Origin of the sequence: Rhodococcus sp. ABRD24, assembly GCF_004328705.1 — a bacterium.
Taxonomy (GTDB): domain Bacteria; phylum Actinomycetota; class Actinomycetes; order Mycobacteriales; family Mycobacteriaceae; genus Prescottella.
On the sequence record NZ_CP035319.1, the window covers coordinates 4,106,114 to 4,122,847 of the forward strand.

The window sequence follows — 16,734 nt, forward strand, 5'->3', positions numbered from 1 at the left end:
TCGACACTAGTCGCTGGCGGTCAGCTTGCTTCGTTGGCGTGACCGTTGGAGTCCGAGAAATCGCCGAGATTCGTCCGGCGAGGCCACGAGTCGACCTGCTGGACTTCGGGTACGTCGCCGCCGAATACTTCCAGGTCGTTGAGCTTGCGTGCGGTGACCGCTACCCGTGTTTCCATCGACGCCACGGTGAGGTTGAAGGAATCGACGGCCTTCCCGAGTTGCGAGCCCAACTTGTCGAGGTGAGCTCCCACCGTGCCCAGACGGCTGTAGAGCTCGCGTCCGAGCTGGTGGATCCGGGCGGCGTCCTGCGAGAGCGTCTCCTGGCGCCACGTGTGGGCGATGGTGCGCAGCAGTGCGATCAGCGTCGTGGGTGTTGCGAGCACGATGTTTCGGGAGAACGCGTACTCGAGCAGCCCGGCGTCCGTGGTCAGCGCGGCATCGAGGAAGGGATCGCCGGGCACGAACAGTACGACGAATTCGGGTGTCGGATCGAAGGATTCCCAATAGGCCTTGTCTGCCAACTGGTCGACGTGGGTCCGCAGGTGGCGCGCATGGCGCGTCAGCTGTTCGGCACGGACGGCAGGCTCCTCGGACTGGGTGGCATCGAGATATGCGGCCAGTGGCACCTTCGCGTCCACCACGATCTGCTTGCCGCCCGCGAGGTAGACGACGAGGTCTGGGCGGACGCCCGCCTTACTGACCTGGGTGTCGAAGTCGCAGTGCTTGACCATGCCGGCCAGCTCGACGACCCGCTCGAGCTGTATCTCGCCCCACCGGCCGCGGACATGGGGTGCCCGCAGCGCCGTCACCAGCTGTCCGGTCTGGTCGGAGAGCAACTGTGAGGTGCGATACATGCCCTCGACCTGTTGGGTGAGGCCCGCGTACGCATGGATCCGGTTGCGCTCCACCTGATCGACCTGTTGAGCGAGGGCGCCGACCGCGTCCTGCAGCGGACCCACCAGCCGAGAGACCTGGTCGCCGATCGCGCCGGAGTGTCGCCGCGCCGAGTCCTCGCTGACGGCGCTGAGCGACTGACGCAGCAGCTGTTCGTTCTCCCGGAGTGCCGACAACTGGGCCTCGGCGCGGGCCGCGCGGTCGCCGCTGCGGGCGGCGTGCAGCAGCCAGCCGACGACGAGGCCGAGAACCAATGCGGTGAGCAGTCCGACGGCGGTGAACGCGTTCATGGCCGAGACGATGCCTCACGGCACCGACATGTGTCCTTCGGAGCTCTGTCGGCGGCGTGCTCTACCGTCGAGCAGCATGAGGATCCTCCACACGTCCGACTGGCACATCGGTCGCACCTTCCACGGCGTCGACCTGCTCGCCGATCAGGAGCGGGCGCTCGCGGCGATCGCGGAGACGGTTACCGAGCAGCAGGTGGATGTGGTTGTGGTTCCGGGGGACGTGTACGACCGTTCCATTCCCAGTGCGGACGCGGTGTCGGTGTGCAACAGGGGCTTCGAGGCGATCCGGGCAGCGGGCGCGGTGATCGTGGCCACCTCGGGCAATCACGATTCGCCGGTGCGTCTGGGTGCGGGTGCGGCCTTCGCCGCCGCCGGCGGTCTTCACCTGCTGACTCGCGTCGGGATGTTGGACGTTCCGGTGCTTCTCGAGGATGAACACGGCCCGGTTGCGTTCTACGGAATCCCCTACCTCGAGCCGGAGATCACACGTGCCGAACTGGGCGCGCCGCATGCCCGCTCGCACGCCGACATCCTCGACGTCGCGATGGCCCGGATCCGCGCCGATCTCGGCGAGCGTCGCGCCGACGTTCCCAGGATGCGGGCGGTCCTGCTGGCCCATGCCTTCGTGGTCGGCGGCGAGGCGACCGGTTCGGAGCGGTCCATCTCGGTGGGCGGAGTCGAGACCGTGTCGGCGTCGGCGTTCGACGGCGTCGACTACGTCGCGTTGGGGCATCTGCACTCGCCGCAGATTCTGGCCGAGCACATCCGCTACAGCGGATCGCCGCTGCCGTACTCGTTCGGTGAGCGTTCACATCGCAAGGCGATGTGGCTGGTGGACCTCGACGCCGACGGAGTGACGTCCGTCGACCGGATCGAGCTGCCCGTAGTCCGCGGGCTGAGCCAGCTGAGCGGCACCCTCGAACAGTTGCTGCACGACGAGGCCTTCGCGTCGGCGGAGGACCACTATGTCTCCGTCACGCTCACGGACCCGCTCCGGCCGATCGACGCGATGCGGGCGCTGCAGGAGCGGTTCCGGTACGCGGTGCACATGGAATGGCAACGCCCGGAGGGCAGTCCGGGGCTCGGATACCGGGAGCGGGTCCGTGGTCGCACGGATCTTCAAGTGGCGCAGAGTTTTCTGACGGACATGCGCAGCGAGCCGACAGTGGGGGAGTTGCGGCTGCTCGAACAGGCGCTGCGCCGCGCCGTCGGGATCGATGAGGCCGAGGTGGTCGAGGGTGGCGTATTCGACACCGTAGAGGTATCGGCGTGAGGCTGCACACGCTCGAGGTCACCTCATTCGGGCCGTTCGCGGACACCGTGACCGTCGACTTCGACCAGCTGGGCGCGGATGGTTTGTTCCTGTTACACGGTCAGACCGGCGCGGGCAAGACGACGGTGCTCGATTCGGTGGCCTTCGCGCTGTACGGCACCGTGCCTGGGGCGCGAAAGGAGGGCAAGCGACTGCTCTCCGATCACGCCCCGGCGGGTTCGGTGCCGAAGGTGGTACTCGAGGCGACCATCGGCGGTCGGCGTTTGCGGATCAGCCGGAGTCCCGAGTACGAGCGGCCCAAGATGCGTGGTACCGGAGTCAAGACCGAGAACGCGAAGGCGAACCTGGAGTGGCTCGACGGTGCTGGTGAGAATCTCTCGCGAATCCCCGATATCGCGCGCGAGGTCGAGCGGCTGCTGGGGATGAACGCCGACCAGTTCTTCCAGGTGGTGCTGTTGCCGCAGGGTGAGTTCGCCAAGTTCCTGCGGGCCGACAACGAGGACCGAGGCAAGCTGCTCGAGCAACTCTTCGATACGACGCGGTTCGGGACGGTCGAGGAGTGGTTCCTCGACCGCCGGCGCGCAAGCGCCGCGCGGGTCGAGGATCAGCGCAAGCAGGTCGATCTCCTGTCAGCTCGGGTGTCGACCGCCGCCGGGATCGAGGTGGGCGCCGAGGCCGATCCCTCCGTATGGGCGCGCCGGCTCCTCGAGCAGGCCGTCGAGACCCGGGAACTGGCGGCGGCCGAGCTCGCGCGGATGCGCGTCGCGGAGGAACACGCCCGAGCCGCTGCAGGGGAGGCGCGGTGGGTGCGGGATCTGCAGGTTCGCCGCGCCCGCGCCGAGGCCGAGCTGGCTGAGCATCGATCGGGTGCCGAAGAACGGGACATCATCGCGACCGAGGCCGACCGGGCTCGTCGTGCCGCGCCGGTCGCGGGGGTCGGGGCGGACGCTGACGCCGCGGCACGAACGGCCGCCGACGCCTCGGACAGGGCACGTGCACTTGGTGAGCGTCTGGCGACGGACGAGGGTGGCGCAGCGCTGGTTGCCCAGCTCGCGTGGCCGCCCACCGACGCGGACCGTGAGACGATCCGCACCCATGTCCGGAATTGGACTGCCGAGGTGGCGCGGCTCGACGTACTTCTCGCGGAGGCGCGCGAGGCCGAGCAGCTCGACCGCGAGCTGGCCGGGATGCGCCGGCGGGGTGCGGAATTGGCCGCTCTGGCCGACGACTTGTCCTCCGCCAGAGCGCAATGGCCACCGGCCCTTCAGCAGGCGGAGGAGGCACTGCGGGCAGCCGAGCAAGCCGCCGTTGCCCTGCCGGCACTCGAGGACGCATGTGCGCGGGCGGCCGATTCCGCCGCCGCTGCGGGTGAGCTGCATTCGGCCCGAACATCACTCGGCGAACTTCTGGTCTCGGTTGCCGGAGCCAGGAGTCGGCATCAGGATGCCCGCGATCGTTTGCTCGACCTGCGCGAGCGCCGGATCGCTGGAATGGCGGCGGAGCTCGCCTCGGGGCTGGTCGACGGAACACCCTGTGCGGTATGCGGATCCGAGATTCATCCAGCACCGGCGAGTGCCGGCGAGTCGACCGTCACGAAAGGTGACGAGGATGCCGCGAGGCTCGCCGAACAGAAGGCCGCGGGCGCTCTCGAATCGGAGAACGAACGGTTGTCCCAGCTCGAGCGGGTCGTCGCCGCGCTGATTCAGCGCGGCGGCGACGGCGACCGGGAGGCGCTCGTCGCGGCCCATGCCGCCGCGGTCGGTGCCGTGGAACAGTCCCGGGCAGCGGCGGCGACGGTGCCGCAGCGGACCCAGGCGGTCGAGAAACTGCGTTCGCGTGGTGTGGAACTCGACGAGAGGTCGCGTGTCACCGAGGCCGAGCGGGTCGAACTGGACACCCGGATGCGCGCGATGGCCGAGCGTCTGCAGCAGACGCGTGAGCGGCTCGCGGCGGCAGCGGGTGACGACGGCGGAGTCCGGATCCGCCGGGACCGTCTGGAGGCGCTTGCGGGGGGCGCGTCCGAACTGCTCGACGCGCGTGACGGCGCGGCCGCGGCCGTGGCGGCTGCGCGCGAGTTCGCGAGCCGGGCGGACCGGGCGGCGCGGGACGCGGGCTTCGATTCGGTTTCCCACGCTGTCAGCGGGGTCCGGTCCGCGGCCCGGCTCGAGCAGATCGAGTTGGTGCTGGGCGCTGCGCGGGATCGCCTCGCGGGAGCGCGGGCGGTGCTCGCCGAACCCGATATCGTCGCCGTCGCCGATCTGGATCCGGTCGATCCGGCCGGGCTCGAGGCCGCGGCGCGGGAGGCCGCGACTGCCGTCGAAGTTGCCGCTGCGGCGGTTGCGGAGGCGGATACGCGCCGAGCCAACCTCGAGCGGCTCGTCTCACAGCTGGACGACGCCTTCGCGACTCTCGGCCCGGTACTGGCCGCACACGATGAGCTCGCCGGATTGGCCGATGTCGTCGCCGGCCGTGGGCAGAATGCGCGCAAGATGTCCCTGCGCTCTTATGTCTTGGCGTCCAGGCTGGAAGAGGTCGCGGTGTCCGCATCGACGCGATTGCGTCGGATGTCGGCGGGGCGCTACGAGTTCGTGCATTCCGACGAGGCCGGTCCGCGTGGACGCCGCGGTGGGCTCGGACTCGATATCCGTGACGACTACACGGGCGTGGTCCGATCGGCCAAGACGCTCTCCGGCGGCGAGTCGTTTCTGGCTTCGCTGTCGCTCGCGTTGGGGCTCGCCGACGTGGTGGCCGCCGAGTCGGGCGGTGTCGTCCTCGACACGATGTTCATCGACGAGGGGTTCGGCACGCTCGACGCGGACACCCTCGACCTGGTGATGGGTGTGCTCGACGAGCTGCGTGAGGGCGGACGGGTGGTGGGCATCGTCAGTCACGTGGACGAGATGCGACAGCGGATCCCGAGCCGGCTGCACGTCGTGCGGGGCCGGGCCGGGTCCACTGTGGAGATGATCGCGAGCTAGTGCCTAACGCTGCGCGGGCTCGGACGGTTCGATCGCCTCGGCGTCCGCCGCATCGTCGGGGATGAGTTCGGCGGTGTGCACCTCGGTGTCGGGTGCCGCCTCCGTCGCGAAGGCGTCCGATGGATCGGCACCGTCCTGGACGAGTCGTTCGTGGATCTGTTCCCCGAGGTATCTGATCAACACCGCGCCGACCGCTGCGATCGGGACGGAGAGGAACGCGCCGACTATCCCGAACAGCGAGCCACCGGCGGTGACCGCCAGCAGCACCACGACGGCGTGCAGCTTCATGCTCTTGCTCTGCAGCACCGGCTGCAGCACGTTGCCCTCGATCTGCTGGACCGCAAGGATGATGGCGAGCACGATCAGCGCGGTGGTGAGGCCGTTTGCCACCAGTGCGACGAGTACAGCGAGGGCTCCGGCGACGAATGCGCCGACGATCGGGATGAAGCCGCCGATGAATGTGAGGATCGCCAGCACAGGGGCGAGCGGGACGCCGAGGATCAGCAGTCCAGCGCCGATGAAGGCTGCGTCTATGAGGCTGACCAAGGCCTGGGTACGGATGAATCCGCCCAGGGTGTCCCACATCCGGCTGAGGACCTCCTCGAGGTGCCGTCCCGCGCGGCCACCGCCGACGCTGTGCAGCCACGGGATGAACCGGGGGCCGTCCTTGATGAAGAAGAACGCGAGCACCAGCACGAGGCCGAGCGTGACGATCATCGACCCAGCGGTGCTGACGCCGCTGAACACACCTGACGCGATCGCGGTGCCGCTCTCCTGCAGTTTGGAGGTGATCGCGTGGACGGCGCTGTCGATCTGCTCGTCCTGCAGGTTGATCGGCGGGCCCTCGAGCCACTTCTGGACCTGCTGCACGCCCTGCGTGGCCTTGCTCACCAGTTCGGGCGCCTGATCGACGACAGACGGGACGACGAGCGCCACGACGCCGCCGATGAAGGCGAAGAACACCAGCAGGGTGATGGCGGCGGCTCCCGCGGCGGGCACCCCGCGTCGCGTCATCGCACGGGTCGGCGGCCACAGCACGGTGGAGACGACCACCGCGAGCAACACCGGCAGTGCCACGACCCACAGCTTCTCCAGGATCCAGCCCAGGACCAGCGCACCGAGTGCGATCGCGGCCAAGCACAGCGACCACTTCGCGAGCCACAGTCCGCCGGCTCCGATCACCTCGCCCCGGTCACGAAAACGGGGGCGTGTGGACGCCGGTGTGGTCTGGTTGTCCCTCACAGGGTGGTGGTCCTTTCCAGTGATCGGGGCTCGGTCCCCGTCGAATCTACGCACCTCCCCGGGGATCGGCGCGGTTACCGATCAGTCACGACGCGGTCAAACCCGGCATTCGGTGTCATGGCCGACCGTATTATCCAGGCATGGGGAGAATCATGGGGAAAGGCACGGCAACAATCGTCACCGCAGCTGTGGCCGTACTGACGCTCACGGCGTGTAGTACCAACGAGACCTCGCCGGAAACCAGAGAGAAGATCAGCTCGGCGGTGACCTCCACGGAGGAGGTCACCAGCGGCGGGGGGTTCCGCTCGAGCATCGAGGCATCCGCATCCAGCTTGGCGTCCAGCATCGGCGGCGCCTGGGACCAGGCCAAGCTGACAGCCTTCGTCGCGGCGTTCCGGACGGCGTATCCGAATTTGGCGAGTGACCGCGACGACCAGTCGATCGAAACGATCCTCGAGGACACCTGCGCCGATATCGATGCGAATACCAGCGAGCAGGAACTCGTCACCAAGGTCACGCAACGGGCAACCAACGGCGGCACGGTGCCCACCGATGACCAGGCACGTCACATACTGCAGCTGGTCAAGGCGACCTGTCCGTAGGTTCGGTCAGAACCGGGCCGGGTCAGCGGCGCGCCAGTCGTGGCGCCACGACCCGCGAGGGTGGTCGAGCAGTTCTTTGGGCTCGAGCCAGTCGTAGAGTTCGGCGTACGTGCGGGTGGTGACGCCGTCGATACGTCGATGCAGCATCGACGGCTCCAACTCCTCGAAGCTGTCGAGTCCCATCGAAGCGATCATCTGCTGGGCGCTGGCAACGGTGGCCTTCTGGAACCGGTGGACGCGCGCGGTCTTGTCCGGCACGTCGAGGGCCTGCGCTCTTGCCGGATCCTGCGTGGCGATGCCCACCGGGCACCGGTTGGTATGACAGGCCTGTGCCTGGATGCAGCCGACCGCGAACATCATTGCGCGGGCCGCGAGGGTGAAGTCGGCGCCCTGGATGATGCGTTTGACAACGTCGGATCCGCTTGCCACCTTCCCGGATGCACCGATCTTGATGCGGTCGCGCAGCCCGACGCCGACGAGCGCGTTGTGCACGAGCATCAGCCCCTCGGTGAGTGGCATGCCCATGTTGTCTTCGAATTCGACAGGTGCGGCGCCGGTACCGCCCTCGGCGCCATCGACGATCACGAAGTCCGGGGTGACGCCGCGTTCGAGCATCGCCTTGCAGATCGCGAGGAACTCGACGCGGGAGCCGATGCACAGCTTGAAGCCGACGGGCTTGCCGCCGGAGAGGGTGCGCAGTCGCACCACGAAGTCGACCAGTTCGGACGGTGTGCCGAACGCGGTGTGGGCGGGCGGTGAGATGACCGTCTGCCCGATCGGGACGCCGCGGGCCTCGGCGATCTCGGCGGTGACTTTCTTGCCGGGCAGCACGCCGCCGAGTCCCGGCTTGGCGCCCTGCGAGAGCTTGATCGAGATCGCCTTGACCTGGTCGTCGGCGGCCTTCGCGGCGAACTGGTCGGGGTCGAACTGTCCGACGGGGGTGCGGCAGCCGAAGTAGCCGGACCCGATCTCCCAGATCAGGTCGCCGCCGTGCTTGCGGTGGTGGCGGCTGATACTGCCCTCGCCGGTGTCGTGTGCGAAGCCGCCTCGTGCCGCCCCGGCGTTGAGAGCTTCGATGGCGTTCGCGGACAGCGCGCCGAAGCTCATCGCCGAGACATTGAGCAGGGCGATGTCATAGGGCCGGGCGCAGTCGGGTCCCCCGAGCCGCACACGGGGGATGCTCTCGGGAGCGGTCCGGGCTCGCAGGGAGTGGGTCATGAACTCGTAGCCCACGGCGTGCACGTCGCGTTCGGTGCCGAACGGTTCGTCGTCGGGGTCGCCCTTCGCCCTGCGGTACACCAGACTGCGGGTTTCGCGGTCGAACGGTGTTCCGTCGGTGGATGATTCGATGAAGTACTGCTGGATCTCCGGTCGGATCCTTTCGAACAGGAATCGGGCGTGACCGAGGACCGGGTAGTTGCGCAGCACGTTGTGGCCGCGCTGCAGGCGGTCATACGTCCCGGTCAGCGCAAGCACCAGGACCGGGAGGGCGACGACCAGCCACCAAGGAGAGCCGTCGAGTGCGGCCGCGGCCGTCGCGAGTCCCACTATCCAGAAACCGAGAACGATCAACCAGCGGAGCATGCGCCGATGGTAGACGTCGCCGCCGGGCCGGGGTCGTAACCTGTCGGGTTGTGCGTCGGTTTGTTTCACCGGGGTTAGTCGTCATGAAGGGATGTGCACGGGCATGGTTGCCGATCCGATCACCGACCTGGAGATCGAGCTGGCCGACATGTGGCGGCGAGGTCGAATCCGATCGCGCGAACTTGCCCGCCAGATCGACCCGAAGCTCGACCCCGCTGGCTACCCCCTACTCGCCCTGCTGATCCGGCACGATGCGGTGCCGATGTCGGCGCTCATCGCCGAACTTGGTGTGGAGAAGTCGACTCTGACCCGCCAAATCGACGCCGTCGTGCGGCTGGGCCTGGTCGAGCGCACGCCCGACCCACACGATGCCCGGGCTCGATTGGTCGCGCTGACCGGCTCCGGACGCGATCGGCTGACCGTGCTACGGAACGAAGAGATCGCGCGGTGGCGCGAACGCTTGTCCCGGTGGGACCCCGAGGACATTCAGCAGTTGACGAAGCTGCTGCACCGGCTCGGTGACAGCTCGGGCACCTGAACCGAGTGCCTCGGGATCACACGCAATAGGCTCGTCCGCATGGCCGACACCCGATGGCAGCGCGAACGATCCGAATCCGACTCCCGTGCATACATCGCGCGGTTCGCCGAACTCGAGGCGGAGGGCGCGGATCTGCACGGCGAGGCGCGCACGGTCGACGCGATCCTGCCGCGGGCTGCGCGGGTGCTCGACGCCGGTTGCGGCACAGGTCGACTCGGCGCCGAGCTGGCCAGGCGCGGGCACCGGGTGACGGCCGTCGACCTCGATCCGGTGCTGGTGGCGGAGGCCCGCAAGAACCCCGACCTCACGGTGCGCGAGGCGGACCTGGCGACGCTCGACCTGGGGGAGCGGTTCGACGCTGTCGTCGCTGCCGGAAATGTGCTGATCTTCGTCGCGCGGGGCACCGAGCGCGACGTGGTGCGGCGCATTGCCGACCACCTAGAGCCCGGCGGTGTATTCGTGACCGGGTTCGCCACCGACTACGAGTACTCGGTCGACGAGTTCGATGCGGACCTGGCCGTGGCCGGGCTCGAGCTCGAGCAGCGATTCGCGACCTGGGACCTGCGGCCCTGGCGCGACGGCGCCGGTTGGGCTGTCACAGTGGCTCGCAAACCTGCCCGCTGACCGACTCGTCGGTTTCGGCTACCGTCTCTGCCGACAGCCCGTCGTCAGATCCAGGGGAGATTCCCATGTCCGAACCGACCTACAACGCGCCCACGGACCAGTTCGGTGGCACTTCCGGGTACGGGCAGCAACAGCCCTATCCGTCGGCGCCGCAGTATTCAGCCGGTCCCACGCCTGCGCAGTACGGTGGGACGCCGCCGCTGCCGCCGTCGAACGCCGGCTGGGCCGTCGCCGCGATCCTCTTCTTCTGGCCGGTGGCGTTCGCCGCGTTCAACCACCTGCACTCGATCCTCCCGAAGTGGTCGATGGGTGACTACCAGGGTGCGCAGTACGCGTCGGATCGCGTCAAGACGCTCGGCAAGATTGCGCTGGGTGTCGGTATCGGCCTGATCGTGCTGTTCATCATCATGTGGTTCATCATGTTCGCCGCGTTCGCGGTTGCCGTGGAGGATGCCGGGACGAGTACCACCTACCAGTGGTGAACGGTGGCTGTGGTCGGCCCTGGAGTGCGGCCGACCACAGCTGTCGGGCCGTGACGCCGTAGAATCCCTATACCGTGAGCCTTACCCTCGGAATCGTCGGCCTCCCCAACGTCGGCAAGTCGACCCTTTTCAATGCGCTGACCAACAACGACGTGCTGGCCGCGAACTACCCGTTCGCCACCATCGAGCCCAACGTCGGCCTGGTGGAGCTGCCCGATCCGCGGCTGAACAAGCTCGCCGAGATCTTCGGTTCCGAGCGCATCCTGCCCGCCACCGTGTCGTTCGTCGACATCGCCGGCATCGTCAAGGGCGCCTCCGAGGGGGCCGGCCTGGGCAACAAGTTCCTGGCCAACATCCGCGAGGCCGACGCGATCTGCCAGGTCGTCCGCGTCTTCGCCGACGACGACGTCGTGCACGTCGACGGCCGCGTCGATCCGGCGTCGGACATCGAGGTGATCGAGACCGAGCTCGTCATCGCCGATATGCAGACCTTGGAGAAGGCGCTGCCGCGTCTGGACAAGGAAGCCCGCAAGAACAAGGATCTCAAGCCACTGCACGACGAGGCGCTCAAGGCACAGGCGTTCCTCGACGAGGGCAAGACCCTGTTCAGCGTCAAGGACAAGCTCGACTTCTCGCTGCTGCGGGAGCTGAGCCTGCTCACCACCAAGCCGTTCCTGTACGTCTTCAACGCCGACGAGGCGGTGCTGACCGACGATGCGAAGGTCGCCGAGCTGCGCGCCTCCGTTGCTCCGGCCGACGCTGTGTTCCTCGACGCAAAGGTGGAGCAGGAACTGCTCGAGCTGGACGAGGAGGACCGGCAGGAGATGCTCGACTCCATCGGCCAGTCCGAACCCGGTCTGCACGCCCTCGCCCGCACCGGCTTCCACACCCTCGGCCTGCAGACCTACCTCACCGCCGGTCCCAAGGAAGCGCGCGCCTGGACCATCCACAAGGGCGACACCGCCCCACAGGCCGCCGGCGTCATCCACACCGACTTCGAGCGCGGCTTCATCAAGGCCGAGATCGTGTCCTTCGAGGATCTCGTCGCGGCAGGTTCCATGAACGCCGCCAAGGCGGCCGGCAAGGTGCGCATGGAGGGCAAGGAGTACATCATGGCCGACGGTGATGTCGTGGAGTTCCGCTTCAACGTTTAGAGGACCTGGTCAGAGGGTCAGTTTTGGCCCTCGGTACGCAGTGGGTACGCAGCAGAACCCGTAGAGGCTCGGAACATCTCGTCCGCGGCCCTACGGGTTTTGTCGTCTGCGTCCGGCCACAGGTGGCTGTATGTGTTGAGCGTGACCGTGGCCGCCGACGAACAGGCGGATGTGCTCGGCGAGCACCTCAAGGAGGCCGTCCGGCGCTGGCGCCGTTCGCTCACTCCCATACTTCGGTGCCCGCATGGGTTCCGGCGTACCTGGGCGGCGTTGCGGTTCGACGAACACCAGGGCGTGAACAAGAAGACGGTGCATCGCCTGTGGAAGGAGGAGGGCCTGCAGCGGCGGGTCCACAGCGCCCGCACACGTGTCGGCTGCCCGTCGTACCCGACGACCCCGGCCGATGCGCCGAAGATGGTGTGGGCCCTGGACTTCCAGTTCGATTCCACCAGCGACGGCAAATCGGTGAAGATCGCGTCGCTGCTCGATGAACCTCCCCCACGCACTTCGTGCAGGGCGGTACCCCCACCCGGCAGTCGCCGTTGAACATCGTCGACCGGTCGATCACCGCCGAGCGGCCCACCCACGCGTCGGAGGCGTGCTTCGCATCGTGGTTATCGAAGTTGGCATATGTTCGCAGATCTAGCTTGGCCGAACGAACATCGGAGCACGGTTTCGTCGGAGGTGGGGTAGCAGAGGAGGCTTCATCGCCGCCCCTGCACCGGCGAAGGTTGCGCTGTGGGACCGTCCTCGCCGACTCTGAGTAGATGAGGGAGGACGCCGCGGGGGATAGGGAAGCCGGCACGGGTCGACGCCGCACGGCGAGCGCTCGCTTCAGTGGGTACGTTCCTGATGCCGGCGGCAGACCTGTGGCGATCCATCGGTGCCGACGCCGAAACCTGGGTTCGGTTCTCCGCGCATTGGGAGGAGCTTGCGCCCGACCCGTACGCGGCAGAACAGGGCGTGCACCGGCTGCGGCGCTACGGTCGGTTCCGGTACCGGGCGGCCGACGGCGCGCTGGAGCCGACGGCGCACGGTGAATTCGTACAGCCTGACGACTCCAACCTTCTCTACCTCGGACGAGCACGCCATTTCGAACCGCTGACAGCCGCGTTCCTCGAAGATCCGCTGTTCGAGCGCACGGTGAAGTTGGTGGGCCGGATCGCGCCGGTCCTCGATGACGCTCCCGAATGGACGGTCTGGGTGCATCCGTTCCGCGTGGTCGCATCGGCCGACAACGAGGGCCGGCCCACGCCCGAGGGCGTGCATCGCGACGGTGTCACGCTGGTCGGTTCCCTGTTGATCGGCGTCGACAATGCCGTCGGGGGCGAAAGCTCGGTGTTCGGCCCGGACGGCGAACGACTCGTGACGGCGACCCCGCGCGAACCCGGCACCTTCCTCCTGGGCGACGACCGTTGCACCTGGCACGGTGTCTCGCCGATCCGACCCGTCGACCGCGGTGAGCCGGCCCGGAGGGACGTGCTGGTGGTCACCTTCACACCGTCGGCTTCTTGCGGCGGGCCATGAGCACGAAGGCCGCCACCGCCACAGCGACGGGCAGGACGGTGACGGTCAGCATGGTGAGTCGCACCGCGTCGGCGAAGTCCGCTCCGAGGTCGAGACCGCCCACCTGCCGAAGGAGGTTCGGGTCGTACCCGGAGCCGCCGAGGCTCTGCGCCACCGAACTGCGCGCGGCATCCACCGCTTGCTCGCCTTGGGTCGCCGTCAGTCCGCGTGCCTCGGTGTCGGCCAGCCATTCGCGCTGGAAGAACACGTTGAGAAGCAGCAGGTACACGGTGGGTCCGAACGCATAGCCGGTCATTCCGAAGGCCAACTGCACGGAAGCCACCGTCCCGGACTGTCCGCTCGGCGCCTGGGAGAGCACCGTCTCGGACACCGATGTTGAGGTCACCATCGAGCCCAGGTTGTACAGCCACACGGCCGAGACGAGCAACCACAGCGCCATCGTGGGGTCGACCGTGCCCGCCATCAGCAGTCCGGCGGCTGCCATGAACAGGAGGCCGACGACCATCACCGGTCTCGGCGAGAACTTCCCCACCAGGCTCCCGGACAAGATCACGAAGCCGGCGATCAGCAGCGTGCCGGGGAGGAACAACAGGCCGATGGTCTCCGGCGACAGCGCGAGCACCACACTGCCGAACTGCCCCAGGACGATGCCGAGCCCGGCCATGAGGAAATTCAGCGTGAATGTCGCGGCGAGAGCCACGCTGAAGGGTCGGCTTCCGAACAGAGCCAGGTCCAGTGCCGGTTCGGAGGTGCGGCGTTCGTGGCGAACGAAGAGCACGGCGGCGACCACGCTGACAGCCAGAGGGAGCCATGTCTCGGGCCGGAACATGCCGTTCTGCGCGGCTGCCAGTCCGATGACGAGTGCCAGGAGCGCGGTACCGACCAGGGCGACGCCGGCCACGTCCAGCCGAGCGCGATGCTGAACGGGTGTCTCCGGGACGTACCTCGCCGTCAGCAGAAGCGAGATCAGGGCGAGCAGCGGTGCGACCAGGAACACGACTCGCCAGCCGACGGCCGCCACCGCCCAGCCCGTGAGCGCCGGGAGTACCCCACAGAGAACCATCTCGACCGCCACGAAAACGCCGATGGCCGTCGGCCGCTGCTTCTCCGTCACGGAAGCCTTGAGCAGGGCCAGCGGCACACCGAGCAGCGCCGTCATTCCCAATCCGTCCAAGACTCGCATCGCAAACAGAAAGGTGTAGTTGGGCGAAAGCATGGAGAGCAGGTTGGCGACCGTGACGACGACCAGTCCCGACATCAGCAAGCGTCGAAGCCCGAACGCGTCGCCGAGGTTGCCCGCGGCGAGGACGGCGGCGGCCATCACCAGTGTCGCCATGCCGCCCAGCAATCCGCCGAACTGCGGTGGCACATCGAGGGCTCGCCTCACCTGCGGCAGATTCAGGCTCAGCACCAGCGGGTCGACGACCGTGATCGTGAAGGCGAAGGACAGGGCCAGGACGCTCGGCAGAGCCCTCAGGTCGGGCTGCAACCGAGACGCAGGCACCGCCCACCTCCCCTGCTCCACATCCGATGTGATCGACTCTAGCCTCCGGCTTCCGCACCCCGTCCGAGGTTCGGAGGACGGGATGCGAGAGACCGCCGTGGTCGAGGATCCAACCGAGACCCGCCACCGACCCGTTGCCCGCGGTCGTGCGGGCTACGCCCGGGACGGCGTGTCCGAGAGGATGCAGTCGACGAGCCAATGTAAGCCGACATCAGGTCGATGTCCGAGACGACGAACCACGCCCGATCCTGGGGTCACCACAGATTCGGCCCGCACGATCCCAACGTGCGCACGGCATCGCCGCACGGTGCCGCGCGCGGTCGGTTTCCCGGAACGAAGTATGGACGCGCGGTCCGCGATGGGGTGCAGGCCACCGCTGTGCGTCGTGGTCGCTCGAGCAGAACATCCCCTTTCGTGTTGGGTGATCTTCTGTCAACGTCGAAAACCCCTCTGGCATGCGTAAATGCGCACATGCTGCGTGCGGCATGCGACTTCCGCGTGGTGTTGCACCTGGGCCTTTTCGGTTGATCACACGCCGTCGCCGCGTGAATCGAGGGCAGGGTTGAGTTCCAAACGTGTAGCGGCGTCCTTCACCGTCACGCAACCGCCGGCCTCGGCGCGGGCGGCGCGAGGCTGTGGTGAGTGTGCCCGGTGGGGGTGGTGATCCGTACCCGATGTCTGCCGTCTGGAGAGTTGATCGACTCGGCGACCCATCCGGGTGCCTGTTTGGCGTAGTTGCATGCCTCGCACAGCCCTTGACCGTTCTCCAGAGTTGTCGGCCCGCCGTCAGCGGCCGGGTGGATATGGTCGATGTGTCTCACCGGCGCGTCGCACCAGGGCGTGCGGCAGACGGGGTCGCGGAGTCGGATCAACTCGGCCAGTGAGGCGGGGAAGAGTCGGGTGTTCCGGTCCATGGCGACCACCGCGCCTGTGTCCGGGCGCGTGTACACCCGGCGAAGTTCGGCGACACCGGATGTCGCGGCGGCGTGGACGAGTTCCCGGGCCACGTCTGCAGGGATCGGTCCGTAGCCACGGACGTGTGCCGTCTCGTCCCGACTACCGAACAGCGTGCGATCGGACACCGTCAAGTGCACTCGAACCGGTGACACAGGCGCGGCGGTGTCGTCGATTGCTGCGGCGATGATGCGGGCCACGAGGGTGTCCGCCATGATCTGACCCCGGGTTCGCTCGTCGCCGGTGGCGGTCGCCGACGCAGCCGCCGCTGCAAGGGCCGCGTGGCAGGCGACGCCCTCCGCCATGGGTAGCAGAGCCGTCACGTAGGCCATCGTGTCCGGGGCAGGGCGGATGGACACGCGCCGCTCTGTGTGTGCCTTGGCTTTCCGTCGAACCCAGACCTGCTTGTCGGCTTGGTATGCCATCTGGCGTGCGCTGGCGACAGTGTCGTTGTCGCTCATTTTCTCGAGTCGTTCGGGATCGGAGGCCAGCTTCCGGTCGATCTCCGCTCGGTCTTCTATTGAGAGGCATGCGGTTTCGCGTGCGATCTGGGTGGCGCGCCACTCGGTGATCCATCCGCCACGCAGCGCGCCGAGAGTGTGTGGAAGCTCGGCAGCGAGTGCGGTCGCGAGACCGAGATGGATGCCGCCGCGGTGTGGGGACTCGCGTCGGGCCAGCGCGATCTGCGAGGCGATGCCGCGATCCCGACGTTCGCGTGCCACTCCCGCATCGGCGGCTGCGCGGCGTTGTTCCGCTGCAAAATCGGCGGTGACCTGAGCTTGCAGCCCGGCCGCGGCGCAGGTGAGTCGTTCGAGGGCTCGGAGCAGATCGATGCGCTCGGGTTGTTCGTCCGGGCCGGTCGCGGCGGCAAGGGCCTGGACCCAGTGTTCGACGTCGGTGGTGGTCACCGTGTCGGCCAGGCGCCCCGTTTCGCTCATGTGTTCGATTGTATCGATTGCCACCGACATGTTCTGTGGTTCCGAGGGTTACCCGTTGTTGCCCACTCGATCGACGATGCGGACCCGACTGTTCCGGCAGCTCAACCGTCGTCTCGGCGTCGACTGTTGCGGCCAGGGCGTCGCTGCCGG

The 16,734-nt window shown here is 67.8% G+C and carries 13 protein-coding genes and 1 pseudogene; 9 read left to right on the forward strand and 5 right to left on the reverse strand.

What is annotated here, in order from left to right; all coding sequences use genetic code 11:
- Positions 1–20: 20 nt before the first annotated feature.
- A complete protein-coding gene (locus ERC79_RS18350; RefSeq protein ID WP_131579840.1) occupies positions 21–1,184 on the reverse strand; it encodes a DNA recombination protein RmuC in 1,164 nt (387 codons plus the stop codon).
- A gap of 76 nt (positions 1,185–1,260) precedes the next feature.
- Here ERC79_RS18350 and ERC79_RS18355 point away from each other — a divergent pair, with 76 nt between their 5' ends.
- A complete protein-coding gene (locus ERC79_RS18355; RefSeq protein ID WP_131579841.1) occupies positions 1,261–2,457 on the forward strand; it encodes an exonuclease SbcCD subunit D in 1,197 nt (398 codons plus the stop codon).
- Positions 2,454–5,435, forward strand: a complete 2,982-nt coding sequence (locus ERC79_RS18360; protein WP_131579842.1) for an SMC family ATPase — start codon at positions 2,454–2,456, stop codon at positions 5,433–5,435. Before ERC79_RS18355 ends, ERC79_RS18360 begins: the two co-directional genes overlap by 4 nt.
- 3 nt (positions 5,436–5,438) lie before the next feature.
- Here the strand turns inward: ERC79_RS18360 and ERC79_RS18365 are convergent, their stop codons facing one another.
- The gene (locus ERC79_RS18365) at positions 5,439–6,677 is read right to left on the reverse strand and encodes an AI-2E family transporter (protein WP_131579843.1); all 1,239 of its coding nucleotides are present in this window, start codon (positions 6,675–6,677) and stop codon (positions 5,439–5,441) included.
- 140 nt (positions 6,678–6,817) lie between these two features.
- Here ERC79_RS18365 and ERC79_RS18370 point away from each other — a divergent pair, with 140 nt between their 5' ends.
- Entirely contained in the window at positions 6,818–7,279 is a 462-nt protein-coding gene (locus ERC79_RS18370; protein ID WP_131579844.1) for a hypothetical protein, read from the forward strand.
- Between the two features lie 6 nt (positions 7,280–7,285).
- Here the strand turns inward: ERC79_RS18370 and ERC79_RS18375 are convergent, their stop codons facing one another.
- The gene (locus ERC79_RS18375) at positions 7,286–8,863 is read right to left on the reverse strand and encodes an FMN-binding glutamate synthase family protein (protein ID WP_131579845.1); all 1,578 of its coding nucleotides are present in this window, start codon (positions 8,861–8,863) and stop codon (positions 7,286–7,288) included.
- 103 nt (positions 8,864–8,966) lie between these two features.
- Here ERC79_RS18375 and ERC79_RS18380 point away from each other — a divergent pair, with 103 nt between their 5' ends.
- From ERC79_RS18380 to ERC79_RS18405, 6 genes and pseudogenes are all read left to right on the forward strand, one after another.
- Complete coding sequence (locus ERC79_RS18380; RefSeq protein ID WP_131579846.1) at positions 8,967–9,401, forward strand: MarR family winged helix-turn-helix transcriptional regulator; 435 nt, start codon at positions 8,967–8,969, stop codon at positions 9,399–9,401.
- 39 nt (positions 9,402–9,440) lie between these two features.
- The gene (locus tag ERC79_RS18385; protein WP_131579847.1) at positions 9,441–10,025 is read left to right on the forward strand and encodes a methyltransferase domain-containing protein; all 585 of its coding nucleotides are present in this window, start codon (positions 9,441–9,443) and stop codon (positions 10,023–10,025) included.
- 65 nt (positions 10,026–10,090) lie between these two features.
- A complete protein-coding gene (locus tag ERC79_RS18390; protein WP_131579848.1) occupies positions 10,091–10,507 on the forward strand; it encodes a CD225/dispanin family protein in 417 nt (138 codons plus the stop codon).
- Between the two features lie 74 nt (positions 10,508–10,581).
- On the forward strand, positions 10,582–11,661 hold the full coding sequence (gene ychF / locus ERC79_RS18395) for a redox-regulated ATPase YchF (RefSeq protein ID WP_131579849.1): 1,080 nt from the start codon (positions 10,582–10,584) through the stop codon (positions 11,659–11,661).
- A gap of 141 nt (positions 11,662–11,802) precedes the next feature.
- Positions 11,803–12,207, forward strand: a complete 405-nt coding sequence (locus ERC79_RS18400) for an IS3 family transposase (RefSeq protein WP_242676907.1) — start codon at positions 11,803–11,805, stop codon at positions 12,205–12,207.
- 221 nt (positions 12,208–12,428) lie between these two features.
- Positions 12,429–13,188 (forward strand): annotated as a pseudogene (locus tag ERC79_RS18405) (2OG-Fe dioxygenase family protein).
- Here the strand turns inward: ERC79_RS18405 and ERC79_RS18410 are convergent.
- Together ERC79_RS18410 and ERC79_RS18415 are read right to left on the reverse strand one after the other, a co-directional pair.
- Complete coding sequence (locus ERC79_RS18410; protein ID WP_131581308.1) at positions 13,157–14,677, reverse strand: MFS transporter; 1,521 nt, start codon at positions 14,675–14,677, stop codon at positions 13,157–13,159. The pseudogene ERC79_RS18405 and the gene ERC79_RS18410 overlap by 32 nt on opposite strands.
- A 611-nt stretch (positions 14,678–15,288) precedes the next feature.
- Positions 15,289–16,584, reverse strand: coding sequence for an HNH endonuclease signature motif containing protein (locus ERC79_RS18415; RefSeq protein ID WP_131579852.1), 1,296 nt, complete (start codon positions 16,582–16,584; stop codon positions 15,289–15,291).
- Between the last annotated feature and the right edge of the window lie 150 nt (positions 16,585–16,734).

Coding starts and splice junctions, on each gene's coding strand:
- ERC79_RS18350 (WP_131579840.1), bottom strand. CDS start 1,184: ATGAACGCGTTCACCGCCGTCGGACTGCTCACCGCATTGGTTCTCGGC.
- ERC79_RS18355 (WP_131579841.1), top strand. CDS start 1,261: ATGAGGATCCTCCACACGTCCGACTGGCACATCGGTCGCACCTTCCAC.
- ERC79_RS18370 (WP_131579844.1), top strand. CDS start 6,818: ATGGGGAGAATCATGGGGAAAGGCACGGCAACAATCGTCACCGCAGCT.
- ERC79_RS18375 (WP_131579845.1), bottom strand. CDS start 8,863: ATGCTCCGCTGGTTGATCGTTCTCGGTTTCTGGATAGTGGGACTCGCG.
- ERC79_RS18380 (WP_131579846.1), top strand. CDS start 8,967: ATGGTTGCCGATCCGATCACCGACCTGGAGATCGAGCTGGCCGACATG.
- ERC79_RS18385 (WP_131579847.1), top strand. CDS start 9,441: ATGGCCGACACCCGATGGCAGCGCGAACGATCCGAATCCGACTCCCGT.
- ERC79_RS18390 (WP_131579848.1), top strand. CDS start 10,091: ATGTCCGAACCGACCTACAACGCGCCCACGGACCAGTTCGGTGGCACT.
- ERC79_RS18415 (WP_131579852.1), bottom strand. CDS start 16,584: ATGAGCGAAACGGGGCGCCTGGCCGACACGGTGACCACCACCGACGTC.